The organism is Rhizobium sp. N731 (assembly GCF_001664145.1).
GTDB classification, from domain to species: Bacteria; Pseudomonadota; Alphaproteobacteria; order Rhizobiales; family Rhizobiaceae; genus Rhizobium; species Rhizobium esperanzae.
The window spans coordinates 1,974,651-1,990,463 of record NZ_CP013601.1 but is presented as its reverse complement, the minus strand read 5'-3'; the positions used below and the strand labels follow the sequence as shown (position 1 = coordinate 1,990,463).

General features: G+C 61.9%; 14 protein-coding genes. 2 read left to right on the top strand and 12 right to left on the bottom strand.

The annotated features are described in order from the left end of the window. Nucleotides 1-9: 9 nt before the first annotated feature. The 9 genes from AMK02_RS09875 to AMK02_RS09835 form a co-directional block, all read right to left on the bottom strand. On the bottom strand, nt 10-591 hold the full coding sequence (locus AMK02_RS09875) for a GNAT family N-acetyltransferase (RefSeq protein ID WP_064802316.1): 582 nt from the start codon (nt 589-591) through the stop codon (nt 10-12). Between the two features lie 2 nt (nt 592-593). Beyond that, on the bottom strand, nt 594-1,235 hold the full coding sequence (locus AMK02_RS09870; protein WP_064802314.1) for an SGNH/GDSL hydrolase family protein: 642 nt from the start codon (nt 1,233-1,235) through the stop codon (nt 594-596). 19 nt (nt 1,236-1,254) lie between these two features. Beyond that, complete coding sequence (locus AMK02_RS09865) at nt 1,255-2,601, bottom strand: pyruvate dehydrogenase complex dihydrolipoamide acetyltransferase (protein ID WP_064802311.1); 1,347 nt, start codon at nt 2,599-2,601, stop codon at nt 1,255-1,257. A 15-nt stretch (nt 2,602-2,616) separates the two neighbouring features. After that, nucleotides 2,617-4,011 (bottom strand): pyruvate dehydrogenase complex E1 component subunit beta, encoded by a 1,395-nt coding sequence (locus AMK02_RS09860; RefSeq protein ID WP_064802310.1) that lies wholly within the window; start codon nt 4,009-4,011, stop codon nt 2,617-2,619. Nucleotides 4,012-4,027: 16 nt separating this feature from the next. Continuing rightward, entirely contained in the window at nt 4,028-5,074 is a 1,047-nt protein-coding gene (gene pdhA / locus AMK02_RS09855) for a pyruvate dehydrogenase (acetyl-transferring) E1 component subunit alpha (RefSeq protein ID WP_011425209.1), read from the bottom strand. Between the two features lie 145 nt (nt 5,075-5,219). After that, the gene (locus AMK02_RS09850; RefSeq protein ID WP_064802306.1) at nt 5,220-5,540 is read right to left on the bottom strand and encodes an FtsB family cell division protein; all 321 of its coding nucleotides are present in this window, start codon (nt 5,538-5,540) and stop codon (nt 5,220-5,222) included. Nucleotides 5,541-5,674: 134 nt separating this feature from the next. Beyond that, nucleotides 5,675-6,949 carry a phosphopyruvate hydratase gene (eno, locus tag AMK02_RS09845; RefSeq protein WP_064802304.1) on the bottom strand — a complete coding sequence of 425 codons (1,275 nt, stop codon included), beginning with the start codon at nt 6,947-6,949 and terminating at the stop codon, nt 5,675-5,677. 140 nt (nt 6,950-7,089) lie between these two features. Continuing rightward, nucleotides 7,090-7,935 (bottom strand): 3-deoxy-8-phosphooctulonate synthase, encoded by an 846-nt coding sequence (gene kdsA / locus AMK02_RS09840; protein ID WP_064802302.1) that lies wholly within the window; start codon nt 7,933-7,935, stop codon nt 7,090-7,092. Further along, nucleotides 7,932-8,828 (bottom strand): VOC family protein, encoded by an 897-nt coding sequence (locus AMK02_RS09835; protein ID WP_064802300.1) that lies wholly within the window; start codon nt 8,826-8,828, stop codon nt 7,932-7,934. The genes kdsA and AMK02_RS09835 overlap by 4 nt, the downstream gene beginning before the upstream one ends. Before the next feature lie 198 nt (nt 8,829-9,026). On the opposite strand from AMK02_RS09835, the gene lexA reads away from it, so the two are divergent. Continuing rightward, entirely contained in the window at nt 9,027-9,746 is a 720-nt protein-coding gene (gene lexA / locus AMK02_RS09830) for a transcriptional repressor LexA (RefSeq protein WP_064806107.1), read from the top strand. Here lexA and AMK02_RS09825 read toward each other — a convergent pair. Beyond that, nucleotides 9,727-12,156 carry a ComEC/Rec2 family competence protein gene (locus AMK02_RS09825; protein WP_064802298.1) on the bottom strand — a complete coding sequence of 810 codons (2,430 nt, stop codon included), beginning with the start codon at nt 12,154-12,156 and terminating at the stop codon, nt 9,727-9,729. The two genes, lexA and AMK02_RS09825, sit on opposite strands and share 20 nt — an antisense overlap. A 290-nt stretch (nt 12,157-12,446) precedes the next feature. Between AMK02_RS09825 and gltA the strand changes: the two genes are divergently transcribed. Next, the gene (gltA, locus tag AMK02_RS09820) at nt 12,447-13,736 is read left to right on the top strand and encodes a citrate synthase (protein WP_038688692.1); all 1,290 of its coding nucleotides are present in this window, start codon (nt 12,447-12,449) and stop codon (nt 13,734-13,736) included. Between the two features lie 27 nt (nt 13,737-13,763). On the opposite strand, the gene lpxB is transcribed toward gltA, so the two are convergent. After that, the gene (gene lpxB / locus AMK02_RS09815; protein ID WP_064802296.1) at nt 13,764-14,933 is read right to left on the bottom strand and encodes a lipid-A-disaccharide synthase; all 1,170 of its coding nucleotides are present in this window, start codon (nt 14,931-14,933) and stop codon (nt 13,764-13,766) included. Beyond that, nucleotides 14,930-15,811 carry an LpxI family protein gene (locus tag AMK02_RS09810; RefSeq protein ID WP_064802294.1) on the bottom strand — a complete coding sequence of 294 codons (882 nt, stop codon included), beginning with the start codon at nt 15,809-15,811 and terminating at the stop codon, nt 14,930-14,932. The genes lpxB and AMK02_RS09810 overlap by 4 nt, the downstream gene beginning before the upstream one ends. Nucleotides 15,812-15,813 lie beyond the last annotated feature (2 nt).

Genomic DNA, 15,813 nt, shown 5'->3' with positions numbered 1-15,813 from the left:
GCCCTTTTGTTACGCTGCGCTGCGGGTCATGAGCACCCACGCGTGTCTCTTGCTGTTTTCGAAGAGCGGCACGGCATCAGCGCGCGCAGCCTCCAGGAATCCGTTTCTTGCATAAAGCGACAGAGCCGCCTCGTTATCACTTGCGGTAATGAGACTGACGGGGCGGTAACCCGCCCTTTCGATCTGATCGCCCAGCAGCCTGCGCCCGATGCCAATGCCGCGCATATGGCGGTAAACGCCGAGACTGCCGATGAACCAGCTTCCCACAACCGTTTTCTGCAAGGCGAGCATCGGCTCCGTCGCCGCGATCGTCGCCTCGATATCGCTTATGCCTTCATCCAGCGCATGACCGATCGCGACACCTGCGACCTCGCCATAGGCCTCGGCGATGACCGCATCCCGCCAGCCTCCGATGGCTTCCTCCTCGCTCATCTTCAGCCTGCCCCGCTCCAGCGGCGTATCGCTGACGTCTTTCGCGACATCGGCGAACCAGAGCCAGGAGGCAAAACCGTGCGATGCGATATCCGCCAGGATCGCCAGCTCCGAGGCATCCCGCCGTGAGGCCTGCCGCAGCGCGATGAAGGCGGTCATGCTCAGATCCCCAGCATCATCCGCACGATCGATTCCAGTCCGCGTCCGAGTGCGCGGGTATTTTCCGCATCAAGGTGAATGCCGTCGATCGGCGTGGTCTTGGCGACGGAATTGCCGTCGAAGAAGCCACAACCGAGCTCGTCGGCAAGATCGCGATAGAGTGTCGCAAGCTTTGCCGATTCCTCGATGCCGCCGGGAAAGGATGCGGCGAAGGGCACATTGCCGGTCGCGCAGATCGCCGGCGGCGCCACGATCAGGATCTCCGGCCCGTCGAATTCGAAGGGCCAGGCGTGATTGCGGATCAGTCGCACGAGGCGGCTGATGCCCTGGCAGGCGGCAAACGCGGAGCCGGCCACAACGGGCTTCATGTCGTTGGTGCCGAGCAGCAGGATGACGAGGTCGAGCGGCGCATGCGTCTGCAGGATCGTCGGCAGGACGCGCGCACCGTTGCGGTCACAATCGGCAAGGTGGTCGTCGAAAGCGGTGGTGCGACCGTTCAGCCCTTCGGCGATAACACGCGCCTCGCTGCCGAGCGCTGCCTGAAGCACGCTCGGCCAGCGATTCTTGTACTCATGACGGCCGATTGTCTCGGGGTCATGACCCCAGGTCAGCGAGTCGCCATAGCAAAGAACGGTCTTGGTCATTTCCGCCTCCGTTTCGCTATCAGACAAGCATGCCCATCGGGTTTTCGATGTAGCCCTTGAAGGCCTGGAGCAGCTCGGCGCCGAGGGCGCCGTCGACGCAGCGATGGTCGGTCGACAGCGTCACCGACATCACCGTGGCGATGGCCATCTCGCCGTTCTTGACCACGACCCGCTGCTCGCCGGCGCCGACGGCCAGGATCGTCGCATGCGGCGGATTGACGACGGCGGCGAAGTTCTTGACGCCCATCATACCCATGTTCGAAACCGAACTGGTGCCGCCCTGATATTCCTCGGGCTTCAGCTTGCGGTCCTTGGCCCGCTTGCCGAGATCGCGCATCTCGTTGGAGATGACAGACAGCGTCTTCTGCTCGGCCTTGCGGATGATCGGCGTGATCAGGCCGCCGGGGATCGAGACAGCGACGCCGACGTCGGCGTGCTTGTGCTTGACCATGTTGTTGTCGGTCCACGACACATTGGCGTCCGGAACATCGCGCAGCGCCAGCGCCATGGCCTTGATGACCATGTCGTTGACCGAGAGCTTGTAGGCCGGAGCGTTGTCCTTGCGCGGAGCCGCATCATTCAGCTGGGCGCGGAGCGCCATCAGAGCATCGAGCTCGCAATCGACGCTGACGTAGAAATGCGGGATCGTCTGCTTGGATTCGACCAGCCGCCGGGCGATCGTCTTGCGCATGCCGTCATGCGGCACAAGCTCGTAGGAGCCCGGCTCGAAGAGCTTGAGCACGGCGTCCTCGGAGCCACCCTTCGCGGCGGCCGGAGCCGGCGCGGCAGCCTGTGAAGCCAAAGCAGCGGCAGGCGCCGGAGCGGGCTTGGCGCCGCCGGCAAGAGCAGCTTCGATATCGCTCTTGATCACGCGGCCATGCGGACCGGAACCGGCGACATTAGAGAGGTCGATACCGGCTTCCCTGGCCAGGCGGCGTGCGAGCGGCGAAGAGAAGGTGCGGTTGCCACCAGCCGAAACGGCCGCGGGCGCGGCAGGCGCCGGTGCCGCGGCCGGAGCGGCCTCAGCCTTCGCCGGCGCAGCGTCGGCCTTCGGCGCAGGTGCGGCCTCTGCCTTGGCCGGAGCGGCGGAACCTGCGGCGCTCGCAGCAGCGGAAACATCTTCGCCATCGGCGGCGAGAACGGCGATCAGCGCATTGACCTTGACACCTTCGGTGCCGGCAGGAACGACGAGCTTGGCGACCGTGCCTTCGTCGACGGCTTCGACTTCCATCGTCGCCTTGTCGGTCTCGATCTCGGCGATCACATCGCCAGACTTGACCTTATCGCCTTCCTTGACCAGCCACTTGGAAAGATTGCCTTCTTCCATGGTCGGAGAGAGGGCGGGCATCGTGATATTGATCGGCATCGAGATACCCTCCCCTTATTTGTAGCAGACAGCCTTCACCGCATCGACGACTTCGCCGACGTTCGGAAGTGCCAGCTTTTCAAGATTGGCGGCGTAAGGCATCGGCACGTCCTTGCCGGCGATCGTCAGGATCGGCGCATCGAGATAATCGAAGGCCTGCTGCATCACGCGGGTGGCGATTTCAGTGCCGACCGAAGACTGCGGATAACCTTCCTCGACGGTTACCAGACGGCCGGTTTTCTTCACCGATTCGATAACCGTCGGCAGGTCCATCGGGCGGATGGTGCGAAGGTCGATCAGTTCGACGTCGATGCCGATCTTTTCGAGTTCGGCAACCGCCTTCGTCGCATAGGTCATGCCGATGCCGAAGGACACGACGGTGGCGTCCTTGCCCGAACGATGGATGCGGGCCTTGCCGATCGGCAGGACGAAATTATCGAGCTTCGGCACATCGAAATGCTGGCCGTAGAGAATTTCGTTTTCGAGGAAGATGACCGGGTTCGGGTCGCGGATCGCAGCCTTGAGCAGGCCCTTGGCGTCGGATGCCGTGTAGGGCATGACGACCTTCAGGCCGGGGATGGCGCTGTACCAGGCGGCATAATCCTGGCTGTGCTGGGCGCCGACGCGGGCGGCCGCACCGTTCGGGCCGCGGAAGACGATCGGAGCGCCCATCTGGCCGCCGGACATATAGAGGGTCTTGGCGGCCGAGTTGATGATGTGGTCGATCGCCTGCATGGCGAAGTTGAAGGTCATGAATTCGACGATCGGGCGAAGGCCGGCCATGGCGGCGCCGACGCCGACACCGGCAAAGCCGTGTTCGGTAATCGGCGTATCGATGACGCGGCGGGGGCCGAATTCCTGCAACAACCCTTGAGTGACCTTGTAGGCGCCCTGATATTCGGCAACTTCCTCGCCCATGACGAAGACGTCGTCACTGGCGCGCATTTCTTCGGCCATGGCGTCGCGGAGCGCTTCGCGCACAGTCATCGACACCATTTCGGTGCCGGCCGGGATTTCCGGGTCGTTCGGAACCGCAGCCTTGGGCTCTGCGGGTACGGGAGCAGCAGCCGAACCGGAATTTGTCGGCTTTTCTTCCTGAGCAACCTGCGGAGCAGCGACCGGAGCCGGCTGAGCAGCAGGAGCAGCGGAAATCGCGTCGGCCGATTCGCCGTCCTGCAGCAGCACGGCGATCTTGGTGTTGACCTTGACGCCTTCGGTGCCGGCGTCGACCAGCAGCTTGCCGATGACGCCTTCGTCGACGGCTTCGACTTCCATCGTCGCCTTGTCGGTTTCGATTTCGGCAATGACGTCGCCTGAAGTGACCTTGTCACCTTCCTGCTTCAGCCATTTGGACAGCGTGCCTTCTTCCATCGTCGGAGAGAGGGCGGGCATGAGGATATCGATAGGCATGGGTTCCCTCCCCCGATTAGAGCAGAATGTCGGTGTAGAGCTCGGATGCATCCGGCTCCGGATCGGCCTGGGCGAAATCGGCGCTGTCGGCGACGATGTCGCGAACATCCTTGTCGATCGCCTTCAGATCGTCTTCGGAGGCCCAGCCCTTTTCGATGAGGCGTGCCTTGACCTGCTCGATCGGGTCCTGCTCGGAGCGCATCTTCTGCACTTCTTCCTTCGTGCGATATTTCGCCGGATCGGACATCGAGTGGCCGCGATAACGATAGGTCAGCATTTCGAGAATGATCGGGCCCTTGCCGGAGCGGCAATGTTCGAGCGCCTCATCGGCCGCGGCCTTGACGGCGCGAACATCCATGCCGTCGACCTGAATGCCGGGGATGCCGAAGCCGGATCCGCGCAGCGAGTAGTTCGACTGAGCCGTCGCACGGGCGGTCGAGGTGCCCATTGCGTAACGGTTGTTTTCGACGATATAGACGATCGGCAGCTTCCAGAGAGCCGCCATGTTGAAGCTCTCGTAAACCTGGCCCTGGTTGGCAGCGCCGTCGCCGAAATAGGCGATGGCGACATTGCCGTTGCCGCGGTAATGGTTTGCAAAAGCAAGCCCTGTTCCGAGCGAAACCTGGGCGCCGACGATGCCGTGACCGCCGTAGAAATGCTTCTCTTTCGAGAACATGTGCATCGAGCCGCCCTTCCCGTGGGAATAGCCGCTGCGGCGCCCGGTCAGTTCCGCCATGACGCCGCGCGCCTCCATGCCGGTTGCCAGCATGTGCCCGTGGTCGCGATAGGCGGTGATGACCTGATCGCCTTCCTTCTGTGCCATCTGCATGCCGACGACGACAGCTTCCTGACCGATGTAGAGATGGCAGAAGCCGCCGATGAAGCCCATGCCGTAAAGCTGACCGGCCTTCTCCTCGAAGCGGCGGATCAGTAGCATCTCGCGATAGGCCTTGAGTTCCTCATCCCGATCGAAGTCGGCTACCGGGCCTCCATTCGATGCTTTGGCTGCTGGTTTTGCTGCAGTTTTGCGGCTGGAAACGGTCGCGGTCTTTCGCGGCGCCATTCAACCCTCCCTATGGGTTTGTCGTTTCTCGGTGGCGCGTACCATAGGGAAGAAATATGACCACAGCAATGCCATAATTGCATGGCTCGTATTCGGCGCTAAATTATTGGAAATAAATCAGAAATTTCAATTAACCGAATTCCGGTTAATTGGAATAATGGTTGAATATGACGATCTCGTCCGCACGCGACATATTCAGCTGATATCGCGCCTTTTCGTCCAGCATATCCTTGTCGAGCGAGCCATCACTCAGCAGCGCCACCTGGCTCTCCAGATGTTCGCGCTTCGCCTTCAAGACGGCAAGCTCTCGTTCGCGCGCGACGCGCTGACGCTCGAACGTCTCCGTCGCCCGCAGGCCATAATCGCCATGGATGCAATGATAACCGAAATAGGAAAGGAAGGCGACCGTCATGGCCGGAATGACGAAGCGGCCGAGCTTTCTCTTCTTATGATGCTTTGTCCACATACACGCATGCTCTTGAACGCATTACCAATTCGTTCAGCATAACGCACAGAGATTAACCGTTCATTGACCGTAAAAAGCGCGCAAGAAAAAACCCGCGCCGGGAGGCGCGGGTCGAGCCGTAAAAATCGGAAGGATCAGCCTTTGATGATCGAGCGACCGGCGTACTGCGCCTGAGGGCCGAGGCCTTCCTCGATGCGGATCAGCTGATTGTACTTGGCAAGACGGTCGGAACGCGACAGCGAACCGGTCTTGATCTGGCCGCAGTTGGTGGCGACGGCGAGATCGGCGATGGTCGAATCTTCGGTTTCGCCGGAGCGGTGCGACATGACGGCGGTATAGGCCGCCTTGTGCGCCGTGTTGACAGCATCGAGCGTTTCCGTCAGCGAACCGATCTGGTTGACCTTGACGAGGATCGAGTTGGCGACGCCCATGCGGATGCCGTCGCGAAGGCGCGCGGAGTTGGTGACGAAGAGATCGTCGCCGACGAGCTGGGTCTTGTTGCCGATCAGATCGGTCAGTGCCTTCCAGCCATCCCAGTCGTCTTCGGCCATGCCGTCTTCGATCGAGATGATCGGGTATTTGCCGGCAAGCTCGGCCAGATATTCGGCCATGGCGCCTGATTCGAGCGTGCGGCCTTCACCTTCGAGAACATACTTGCCGTCCTTGAAGAATTCCGTCGAGGCGCAGTCGAGGCCGAGGCACATGTCGTCGCCCGGCTTGTAGCCGGCTTTCTCGATCGACTTCATGATGAAGTCGAGGGCTTCGGGCGCGCTCTTCAGGCCGGGGGCGAAGCCGCCTTCGTCGCCGACATTGGTGTTGTGGCCCTGCGCGGCAAGCTCCTTGCGGAGCGTATGGAAGACTTCCGAACCCATGCGCACGGCTTCGGCGATCGAATCGGCGCCGACCGGCAGGATCATGAATTCCTGGAAGTCGATCGGGTTGTCGGCATGGGCGCCACCGTTGATGATGTTCATCATCGGCACCGGCAGGAGGCTCGCGGAAGCGCCGCCGACGTAACGGTAAAGCGGCAGGCCGGATGCCTGGGCGGCAGCCTTGGCGACGGCGAGCGACACGCCGAGGATCGCATTGGCGCCGAGGCGCGACTTGTTCGGCGTGCCGTCGAGCTCGATCATGATGTTGTCGATCTGGATCTGGTTTTCGGCGTCGATGCCGCCGATCGCGTCGAAGATCTCGGTGTTGGCCGCCTCGACCGCCTTTTCGACGCCCTTGCCGAGATAGCGCTTGCCGCCGTCGCGCAGCTCGACCGCCTCATGCGCGCCCGTCGAGGCGCCCGAGGGAACGGCCGCGCGGCCCATGCTGCCGTCTTCGAGATAGACGTCGACTTCGACGGTGGGATTGCCACGGCTATCGAGGATCTCGCGGGCGATGATATCGGTGATTGCAGTCATGGGTTCTTCCTGCTCGGTGGGTGATCAAACGTTCGAAGCCTGTCATAATCGAAGGCGTGCAAATTACAATGCGCAATTACCAGCCTTCGAATCGGCGTTCCCAAGTGGCCTAGACCACGATCATGTCATCCTGTTGAAGGTCAGGCCTTGGCGACCGCATCAAACGCAAGCAATTTCTCAAGCAGCCGCGGCATGTCCTTGAGATAGACCATGTTCGGGCCGTCGGATGGTGCGTTGTCAGGGTCCTGGTGTGTTTCGAGGAAGACGCCGGCAATACCCGTCGCCACTGCCGCGCGTGCCAGCGTCTCGACGAACTCGCGCTGACCGCCCGAGGATTCGCCCTGCCCGCCCGGCTGAGCGACGGAGTGGGTCGCATCGAAAATGACGGGCGCGCCCATCGCCGCCATGATCGGCAGCGAGCGCATGTCGGAAACCAGCGTATTGTAGCCGAAGGAGGCGCCGCGCTCGCACAGCAGCACGTTCGGATTGCCGCTGGCATTGAGCTTCTTCAGGACGTTCTTCATATCCCAAGGGGCGAGGAACTGGCCCTTCTTGACATTGACGGCGCGGCCGGTCCTGGCTGCTGCGATCAGAAGGTCGGTCTGACGGCAGAGGAAGGCCGGGATCTGCAGGACATCGACCACCTTGGCCACCTCGGCGCATTGCTCGGCCGTATGGACGTCGGTTATGACGGGAAAACCGAATTCCTTCTTGAGGTCGGCAAAGACCTCCATGCCTTTTTCCAGGCCGATGCCGCGCTCTGCCGAGAGCGAGGTGCGGTTCGCCTTGTCGAAGGAGCTCTTGTAGACAAGGCCTATGCCGAGCTTGCCGCAAAGCTCCTTCAGCGTGCCGGCGACCATAAAGGCGTGATCGCGGCTCTCCATCTGACATGGGCCGGCAATCAGCGACAGGCGGGCGATATTGGAAAAGGTGACCTGGCCTTCGCCTTCGCCGATCCTGACTTCGGAATTCGTGTCGGTGCTCATCGTTTTTCCTCGAAGGCGAAGAGCGCACCCTGCCCGGGCGTGGGCTTCACCAGAATGCGGTTGTTCTTGCGCGTGTAGGTCACCCCGTTAGCAGCCAAATGCGCTTCTGTCACGGCAAGATCGGCGACAGTGAAGAGGATTGCCCGGCCGCGCAGGCCACGATCGGCGGAGGAGACGACAAGCTCGAAATAGGCCTCCAGCCCTTCCGGCGTCATCAGGCTGATCTTCGCATTCGATGCCGCGATATTCACGCCGAAACCGGTTTTCTCCGCCGCCGCCTGCCCTATCGCAAGTCCGACGAAAGCGGCGAATGCCGCCGGGTCCGGCGCACAAAGCGCGATCTCGGCAATACCGATCACGCCATTGGCATGCGTCTCCAGCGCGGCGCGATCTGTCGGGAACGAATTGATGCGCTGGCAGGTAAAGAGAAAGAAATCGGGGGCGCGCAAATCAGCTGCAAAGGCCAGCTTGAAGCTGCCGACGCTCTCCGAACCATCCGGCATCCGCATCGGCCGGCTGAATTGCAACATCTCACCGGCGCTCGCGCCGTTGCCGACCAAGCGCTTATGATCGACGCCGGCATCCTCGCTGAGGAAGGCCAGCGCAGAAAGTCCCTCCTCGCCGCAGCGGAAACGGAAGGCGCGATTGCGGGCAATGAAGACATTGCCCTGGCGGGCCGCTGCCTCGCTCTCCTCGACACTCGCAACGCCAAGCGGCTCCAGATAGGTCTTGTCGGCGAAAAAGACGCAGGCATTCTCCGTTCCGAAGGGATGGCGCGCATCAGCGGCGACGGTGAAACCGAGCTTGCCGAGCCTTTCACGCGCCAGATCGATATTGACCACGGGCAGCACGACATGATCCAGCGGGTGCGACTTGGCGGAATGCGCGTTCATGAATATCCCTCCTGAAACCGGCAAGAGATGTGCGACAGCACCTCGCTCAATGCAAGACATGTGCACCAATCCGGCGAATGAAAATAAAAATCTCGACGAGTTGACGCGAAGTTTTACGGAAATTTAGCTACTTGCGGAACACATATGGAACATATAGTGTCCGTTCTGGATTTGTTTCAATCACGGGGTCTGACGTCGATGCTCACGCGCAAACAACAGGAGCTTCTCCTTTTCATTCATGAGCGCATGAAGGAATCCGGCGTCCCTCCCTCTTTCGACGAAATGAAGGATGCCCTGGATCTCGCCTCGAAATCCGGAATCCACCGGCTGATCACGGCGCTCGAGGAGCGCGGCTTCATTCGCCGCCTACCGAATCGCGCCCGGGCGCTTGAAGTGATCAAACTTCCGGAGGCCTATAACCCCAGCCTTCAACAGCGGCGCGGTTTTTCGCCGAGCGTCATCGAGGGCAGCCTCGGCAAGCCCCAGCCGGTCGCCGCCCCCGCTGCGCCAAAGCCGGTCGCCGACAATGGCAACTCCATCTCCGTGCCGGTCATGGGACGTATCGCCGCCGGCGTTCCGATCTCGGCGATCCAGAACAACACCCACGACATCGTCGTTCCCGCGGATATGCTCGGCTCCGGTGAGCACTACGCGCTGGAGGTCAAGGGCGATTCGATGATCGATGCCGGCATCTTCGACGGCGATACCGTGATCATCCGCAACGGCAGCACCGCAAGTCCCGGCGATATCGTCGTTGCCCTCGTCGACGACGAGGAAGCAACGCTGAAGCGTTTCCGCCGCAAGGGTGCCTCGATCGCGCTCGAGGCCGCCAACCCGGCCTACGAGACCCGCATCTTCGGACCCGACCGCGTCAAGGTGCAGGGCAAGCTCGTCGGCCTCATCCGTCGCTATCACTGACGCCGGATGGGCCGGAATCGGTAAAACGATCGTTGCGCCAATCATAGGCGCGGTGGCGCATCCATGGTCGCGACAAAGCATCGAAGGCGGTGGTGACCTCCAGGTCGGCACCGGCGAAGCGCAATTCGACGGAACCGGTCCTGCGCAGCGTCTCGCCGGTGAAAAGCGTGCCGCCTGAGCGGCAGCTGTCGAAGCGCAGACGGACCGAGGTCACGACGATATCGGCCGTATCGCAGGCCGGGCCGAGATAGGCGGCATTGTCGATGACGGTCACGATATGGCCATTGCCGAGTCTTGATGTGCACCAGGCTTTCTTGACGCAGGAAAAGCGGTTTGCTTCACCGCCTGCTGCGGCTGCCCGCATCGCTGCGCTCGCTTCGTTCTGCTGATCGCGGGAAAGCCTGACACGGCGGTCTTCTCCTTCCGGCGGGATAGCCGGACCATCCAGCATCTTCGGCGGATCATGTGTCGGCAGGACCAGCGCTCGCTGCCACTGGTCGAAGATGAAATCCGGCGGGTTTTCACGGTTGGAAGCTATTGCCTCAGCCGCGACAACCGCAACCAGACTGCCATCCTCCGAAATCACCAGATCCGGCGGCCGGGGAGCCGGCAGAAGCAGCACGATGAGCGTCGAGATGGCGATGATCGATGTGCCGACATGGCGCAGTCGGGTGCGCAGCAGCGTCAGCAGCAGAAAGCCTGCCACCGCCACTGCGAAATACCAGGCGGGCAAGTGGCCGACGCCGATATCACCGCCCCAGCCGGACACCGTCTTGGCGACCGCAATCACCAGATCGAGGCCGAATCCGACCACCTTCCAGAGCGGAGCGTCCACACCGAAAGGCATGAGCAACATCGCCAGCAACCCGGCCGGCATGACGATGAAGGAGATGATCGGCATCGTCGCAAGGTTTGCCGGCAGGCCGTAAGCCGTCAGGCGATGAAAATGCTCGATCGAAAACAGTGCGGTGGAAAAGCCGCCGATCAGCGAGGTCAGGAAGACGCCGCCGAAGAAACCGGCGACGGCAACCACCGGCCTGATGATCGGCAGTTTCAGAAAAGCGTTTTCGCGGACACGCCTGTCCTTCCAGAGCTGATAGCCCGATACCAAAGCCAATGTCGCGGCAAAGGACATCTGAAAGCTCGGTCCCAATACTTCAGAAGGTGAAATGGCGATGATGATGAGCGCAGAGAGAACGATATTGCGCAGGCTGATCGACGGCCGATCGAAGAAGATGGCAATCAGCATAATGGCCATCATGATAAAAGCGCGCTCGGCCGAAACGCCGAAACCGGAGATCAGGTAATAGGCGGTGACGGCGATGAGCGCGCCGGCGGCGGCGAATTTCTTTGTCGGATAGGCTTGGGCGACACCGGGAAAGAGGCTGAGCAGCATCCGGAAGCCGACGAAGAAGATGCCGGCCGACAGCGCCATGTTGAGGCCCGAGATCGCGACGACATGGGCAAGGCCGGACTGGCGCAGCGCCTCCGTCGTCGTCTTCGAGATGGCGCGCCGTTCATCCGTCACCAGGGCAGCGGCAAAAGCGCCGGTGTCACCGGGCAGGATCGATCTTATGCGGTCGCCGATGCTGCTGCGCAGGCGGTAGAGCCATTCGAGCAGCGCGTCCGTCGACCTGTCCGCCTGCGGGCCTGCCTCCAAGTCGAGTTTCTCCGGCGCACCGTAGAAGAAACCGTTGGCGCCGATGCCGTCGAAATAGGCACCGAAGGAGAAGTCGTTGAGCGCGGGAAGTGCGGGGCCGGCCGGCGGCGTCAGCCGTGCCTTGCCGGTAATGATGTCGCCGATCTCGAAAGGCGCATCGGCACCCCGGACGATCGCGGTAATGCGTCTCGGCGGCCGTTTCAGCTCCGGCGCCTCGGTGCCGGTGACGGCAAGAATGTAGCGCCAGCGCCCGCGGCCGTCGCCTTCCCGCCGTTCGACACGGCCGGTCACCGTCGTCGTCACGGATGAATCGAGGATCACCGTCGAAGCCCGCCAGCTCTCGAACTGAGCCGAGAGCATGCCGCCGGCGAAAAGTGCCAGCGCCATGAAACTTGCGCGCAAGACCGGCCGGCTGGGACCGGTGAGGAAAACCGCGGTCGCCGACACCAGCAGGCAGAGCAGCGATGCAACGAGGGGAAAATCCGATCTGCCGAGAAACCAGAAGGCCGAGCCGGCTCCGAGGAAGACCGGCGAGAACAGCAGCAGGCGGCCATGATCGGCCTCTTCGCCCAGCATGCAGGCTCCGGCACGCAGCGATTGCCGGCCGGTGGCCAGCAGCCGACGACGCAATGGGGTCTGCGACTGCGTCCTTACCGATTGAGTCACCACCGCAGGCGCAGGAAAATCCGGCGGATCGGCAAGGCCGACGCTCGCTTGCGGCCGCAATTCGGCTGTCGTCAATTCCTGCATGCCCCGCCCAAGATCACCCCGTAAAGTCGCCAGAATGCAACCTTCAAGCAAATCCGGCAAGGATAATCGATTGAAATATGAGGGAAAATCTTAAGCGGCAAAAGGCCAGTCGAATCATCGGCTTCCGCTATGCGTGCGGCTCATCGCTGCAGTGCCTAAAAGGTGATGCCGCAATGCACAAAATGCCGTCACGGTAACTTGGCATTAGCGTTGCGATCATATAGCTATCGGAAAGGACGCTTAACCCCTATGGCGCTTTTGTGGCGCCACCGACATTTCGGAGGATCAGCATGACGGATCAAAGCGCTACAATAAAAATCGGTGACAAATCAGTCGACCTCGCCGTTAAAAGCGGCACGATCGGCCCGAGCGTCATCGACATCGGTGCTCTCTACAAGAACACCGCTTCCTTCACTTACGATCCGGGCTTCACCTCGACCGCATCCTGTGAATCGAAAATCACCTATATCGACGGTGACGAAGGTGTGCTGCTGCACCGCGGTTATCCGATCGAGCAGCTCGCAGAGCATGGCGATTTTCTCGAGGTCTGCTACCTCCTGCTCTACGGTGAATTGCCGACGGCCGCGCAGAAGAAGGATTTCGACTATCGCGTCACGCACCATACGATGGTGCATGAGCAGATGAGCCGCTTCTTCACCGGCTTCCGCCGCGATGCGCACCCGATGGCCGTCATGTGCGGCTGCGTCGGCGCCCTGTCGGCCTTCTATCATGACTCCACAGACATCACCGATCCGCACCAGCGCATGGTCGCCAGCCTGCGCATGATCGCCAAGATGCCGACGCTTGCCGCCATGGCCTACAAGTACCATATCGGCCAGCCCTTCGTTTACCCGAAGAACGACCTCGACTACGCCTCGAACTTCCTGCGCATGTGCTTTGCCGTTCCGTGCGAGGAATACGTCGTCAATCCGGTTCTGTCGCGCGCCATGGACCGTATCTTCATCCTGCACGCCGACCACGAGCAGAACGCTTCGACCTCGACCGTCCGCCTCGCCGGCTCGTCGGGCGCCAACCCGTTCGCCTGCATCGCCGCCGGCATCGCCTGCCTCTGGGGCCCCGCTCACGGCGGCGCCAATGAAGCAGCGCTCAACATGCTGACCGAAATCGGCACAGTCGATCACATTCCGGAGTATATTGCCCGCGCCAAGGACAAGAACGACCCGTTCCGTCTGATGGGCTTCGGTCACCGCGTCTACAAGAACTACGATCCGCGCGCCAAGATCATGCAGAAGACGACGCATGAAGTGCTGGGCGAACTCGGCATCAAGGACGATCCGTTGCTCGAAGTGGCGATGGAGCTGGAGCGTATCGCGCTCACCGACGAATATTTCATCGAGAAGAAGCTCTATCCGAACATCGACTTCTACTCCGGCATCACGCTGAAGGCTCTGGGCTTCCCCACCACCATGTTCACCGTGCTCTTCGCGCTTGCCCGCACCGTCGGCTGGATTGCGCAGTGGAACGAGATGATCGAGGATCCGGAACAGCGCATCGGCCGTCCCCGCCAGCTCTATGTCGGCGAGCCCAAGCGCGACTACATCCCGGTTTCGAAGCGCTGATCGCTTCAGAGCTCAAAAGAAACCCGGTCAGGAATGGCCGGGTTTTTTCTTTTTCAAAACGTCGAGAAGGATTTCGGCGGCATGTTCGCCGGGCGGCTTTTCCGTCTGCATGCGCTGCCAGATGAGCTCGTAGCCTTCCTTCATCGCCTTCAGCTGATAGGTGTCGGCCGACAGCCTTTCCATCCAGCGTGCAAGGCTTGCGCCGCGAACGACATCGTTGAAATATTCCGGCACGACCGGGTAATCGGCAATCAGGTTCGGCAGCGCGCCGGTCCAGGTCTTGATGCCCGATGTCAGCATGCGCATGATCCAGTCGACCTTGTAGGCGGAGACGACGGGAACGTCGGCAAGTGCGAGCTCGAGAATAACGGTTCCGGACGCCGCCATGGCTGCATCGGCCTCGGCAAAGGCCTTCCATTTTGCTTGCGCGCCGACGACGATCTCCGGCTTTACCGCCCAGCCCGCCGTGATTTCGCGGACAAGCGCTTGCCTGTGTGTCACCGTCGGCAGAATGAAGCGCATGGACCCGTTGCGGGCGACGAGTTCATTCGTGGCGACCTCGAAGTAAGGCAGAAGCTTCTGGATTTCGGAGGAGCGCGAGCCGGGAAGAAGCAGGATCGGGCGGTTGCCTGGCTGCCTTCCCAGGCGCAGGCGACGTGTCTCCAGCAGTGCTGGGTCGGCGACCAGACGATGCCCGACATAGGTTGTCGCCGGACCATTGAGGTGCTGCATGGCTGCCGGTTCGAAGGGCAGAACGGCAAGCACGTGATCGACATAGCCGAGCATTCGCGTGGCGCGATATTCCTTCCAGGCCCAGACGCTCGGACAGACGTAATTGACGACGGGCAGATCGGGTAACGCGGTGCGCACGCGCTTGGCGACGCGATGGGTGAAATCGGGACTGTCGATGATGACAAGGATATCCGGCTTTGCGGCGATGATCTCAGCCGTGGTTCGACGGATCAGGCCAAACAGCCTTGGCAGCCGGCTCAGCACCTGGGTGACGCCCATGATCGACAGCTCGGAAAAATCGAACAGGGATTTCAATCCCTCCGCCTGCAGCCCCTCGCCGCCAACGCCGACAAGCTCCACCGGTCCGCTGTAATTCCGCTTGAGGGCCGCGATGAGATCGGCGCCGAGCAGATCGCCCGACACTTCCCCGGCAATGACGGCGATCTTCAGCGGCGCCCCATTCATTCGAGCCCCCATGCCGGCAGACCGCGATCGATGCCGCAGACGAACAACCCAGCCTCGTCGGCGGCGCTGATGACTGCGGTCCGATCAAGCACCAGCGAGCGACCGGCTTCGATTGCGATGCCAGCTAGGCCGGCTTTCGCAGCATTCTGGATTGTGGCAACGCCGATCGCCGGCAGGTCGGCGCGAATGTCCTGTTGCGGCTTGCAGAGCTTGACGAGCACGCCGCGGCGGCGCGGCGAGATCCGTCCGGCGGCCCTGAGGCCGGCGACACGGTCCAGCATCTCATCTGTGCCCTCAAGTCCTTCCAGCGCGACGACGCGCTCGCCGATGCTGACGGCACCCTGCCCGACATCCAGCCGGCCAAGCGTCTCGGCGGCATTGGCGGCTTGGCTGATATCGCGTCGGTCTTCCTCGCCGGGCGCGGCGGCACCAAGCGGGCCAACGGAAGCGAGCAGGTCGGGGGCGATCTCGTGGGCGCCGACGACGCGCCGACCGTTCCCCTCGATCAACCGGATCACCATCTGCAGAACGGTATCGTCGCCGCCGGAGAGCAGTGTGCGAATGGCGGCCGGGACCTTCATCAGAATGCGCAGCGTCGGGCGCACCTCGCGCCATTCCGGCCGGCGGCGCACACTTCCCGACATCACCACACGTCCGACGCCATATCGGTTGAAGAGACCCTCAAGGGCGGCGAAATCGCCGATGCCGATAACGGCGTGATCATAGCCTTCCCAGCGTGGATCACTCTCGTCCTTCAGCGCGACGATAACGGGATTTTCGCCAGCCGCGCGCGCGGCTTCGGCGACATAGGAAGGCAGAAGGCCACCGCCGGCGATGATCGCCAACCGGCCCGCAGCGGTGTCGCCTGTTAAAGCCACGG

Bases quoted from the DNA above. Each gene is read 5' to 3' on its own strand.
- AMK02_RS09835 (WP_064802300.1), bottom strand. From the start codon at position 8,828: ATGAACGCGCATTCCGCCAAGTCGCACCCGCTGGATCATGTCGTGCTG.
- gltA (WP_038688692.1), top strand. From the start codon at position 12,447: ATGACGGATCAAAGCGCTACAATAAAAATCGGTGACAAATCAGTCGAC.
- lexA (WP_064806107.1), top strand. From the start codon at position 9,027: ATGCTCACGCGCAAACAACAGGAGCTTCTCCTTTTCATTCATGAGCGC.
- AMK02_RS09860 (WP_064802310.1), bottom strand. From the start codon at position 4,011: ATGCCTATCGATATCCTCATGCCCGCCCTCTCTCCGACGATGGAAGAA.
- eno (WP_064802304.1), bottom strand. From the start codon at position 6,949: ATGACTGCAATCACCGATATCATCGCCCGCGAGATCCTCGATAGCCGT.
- pdhA (WP_011425209.1), bottom strand. From the start codon at position 5,074: ATGGCGCCGCGAAAGACCGCGACCGTTTCCAGCCGCAAAACTGCAGCA.
- AMK02_RS09865 (WP_064802311.1), bottom strand. From the start codon at position 2,601: ATGCCGATCAATATCACGATGCCCGCCCTCTCTCCGACCATGGAAGAA.
- AMK02_RS09850 (WP_064802306.1), bottom strand. From the start codon at position 5,540: ATGTGGACAAAGCATCATAAGAAGAGAAAGCTCGGCCGCTTCGTCATT.
- AMK02_RS09870 (WP_064802314.1), bottom strand. From the start codon at position 1,235: ATGACCAAGACCGTTCTTTGCTATGGCGACTCGCTGACCTGGGGTCAT.
- lpxB (WP_064802296.1), bottom strand. From the start codon at position 14,933: ATGAATGGGGCGCCGCTGAAGATCGCCGTCATTGCCGGGGAAGTGTCG.
- kdsA (WP_064802302.1), bottom strand. From the start codon at position 7,935: ATGAGCACCGACACGAATTCCGAAGTCAGGATCGGCGAAGGCGAAGGC.
- AMK02_RS09875 (WP_064802316.1), bottom strand. From the start codon at position 591: ATGACCGCCTTCATCGCGCTGCGGCAGGCCTCACGGCGGGATGCCTCG.
- AMK02_RS09825 (WP_064802298.1), bottom strand. From the start codon at position 12,156: ATGCAGGAATTGACGACAGCCGAATTGCGGCCGCAAGCGAGCGTCGGC.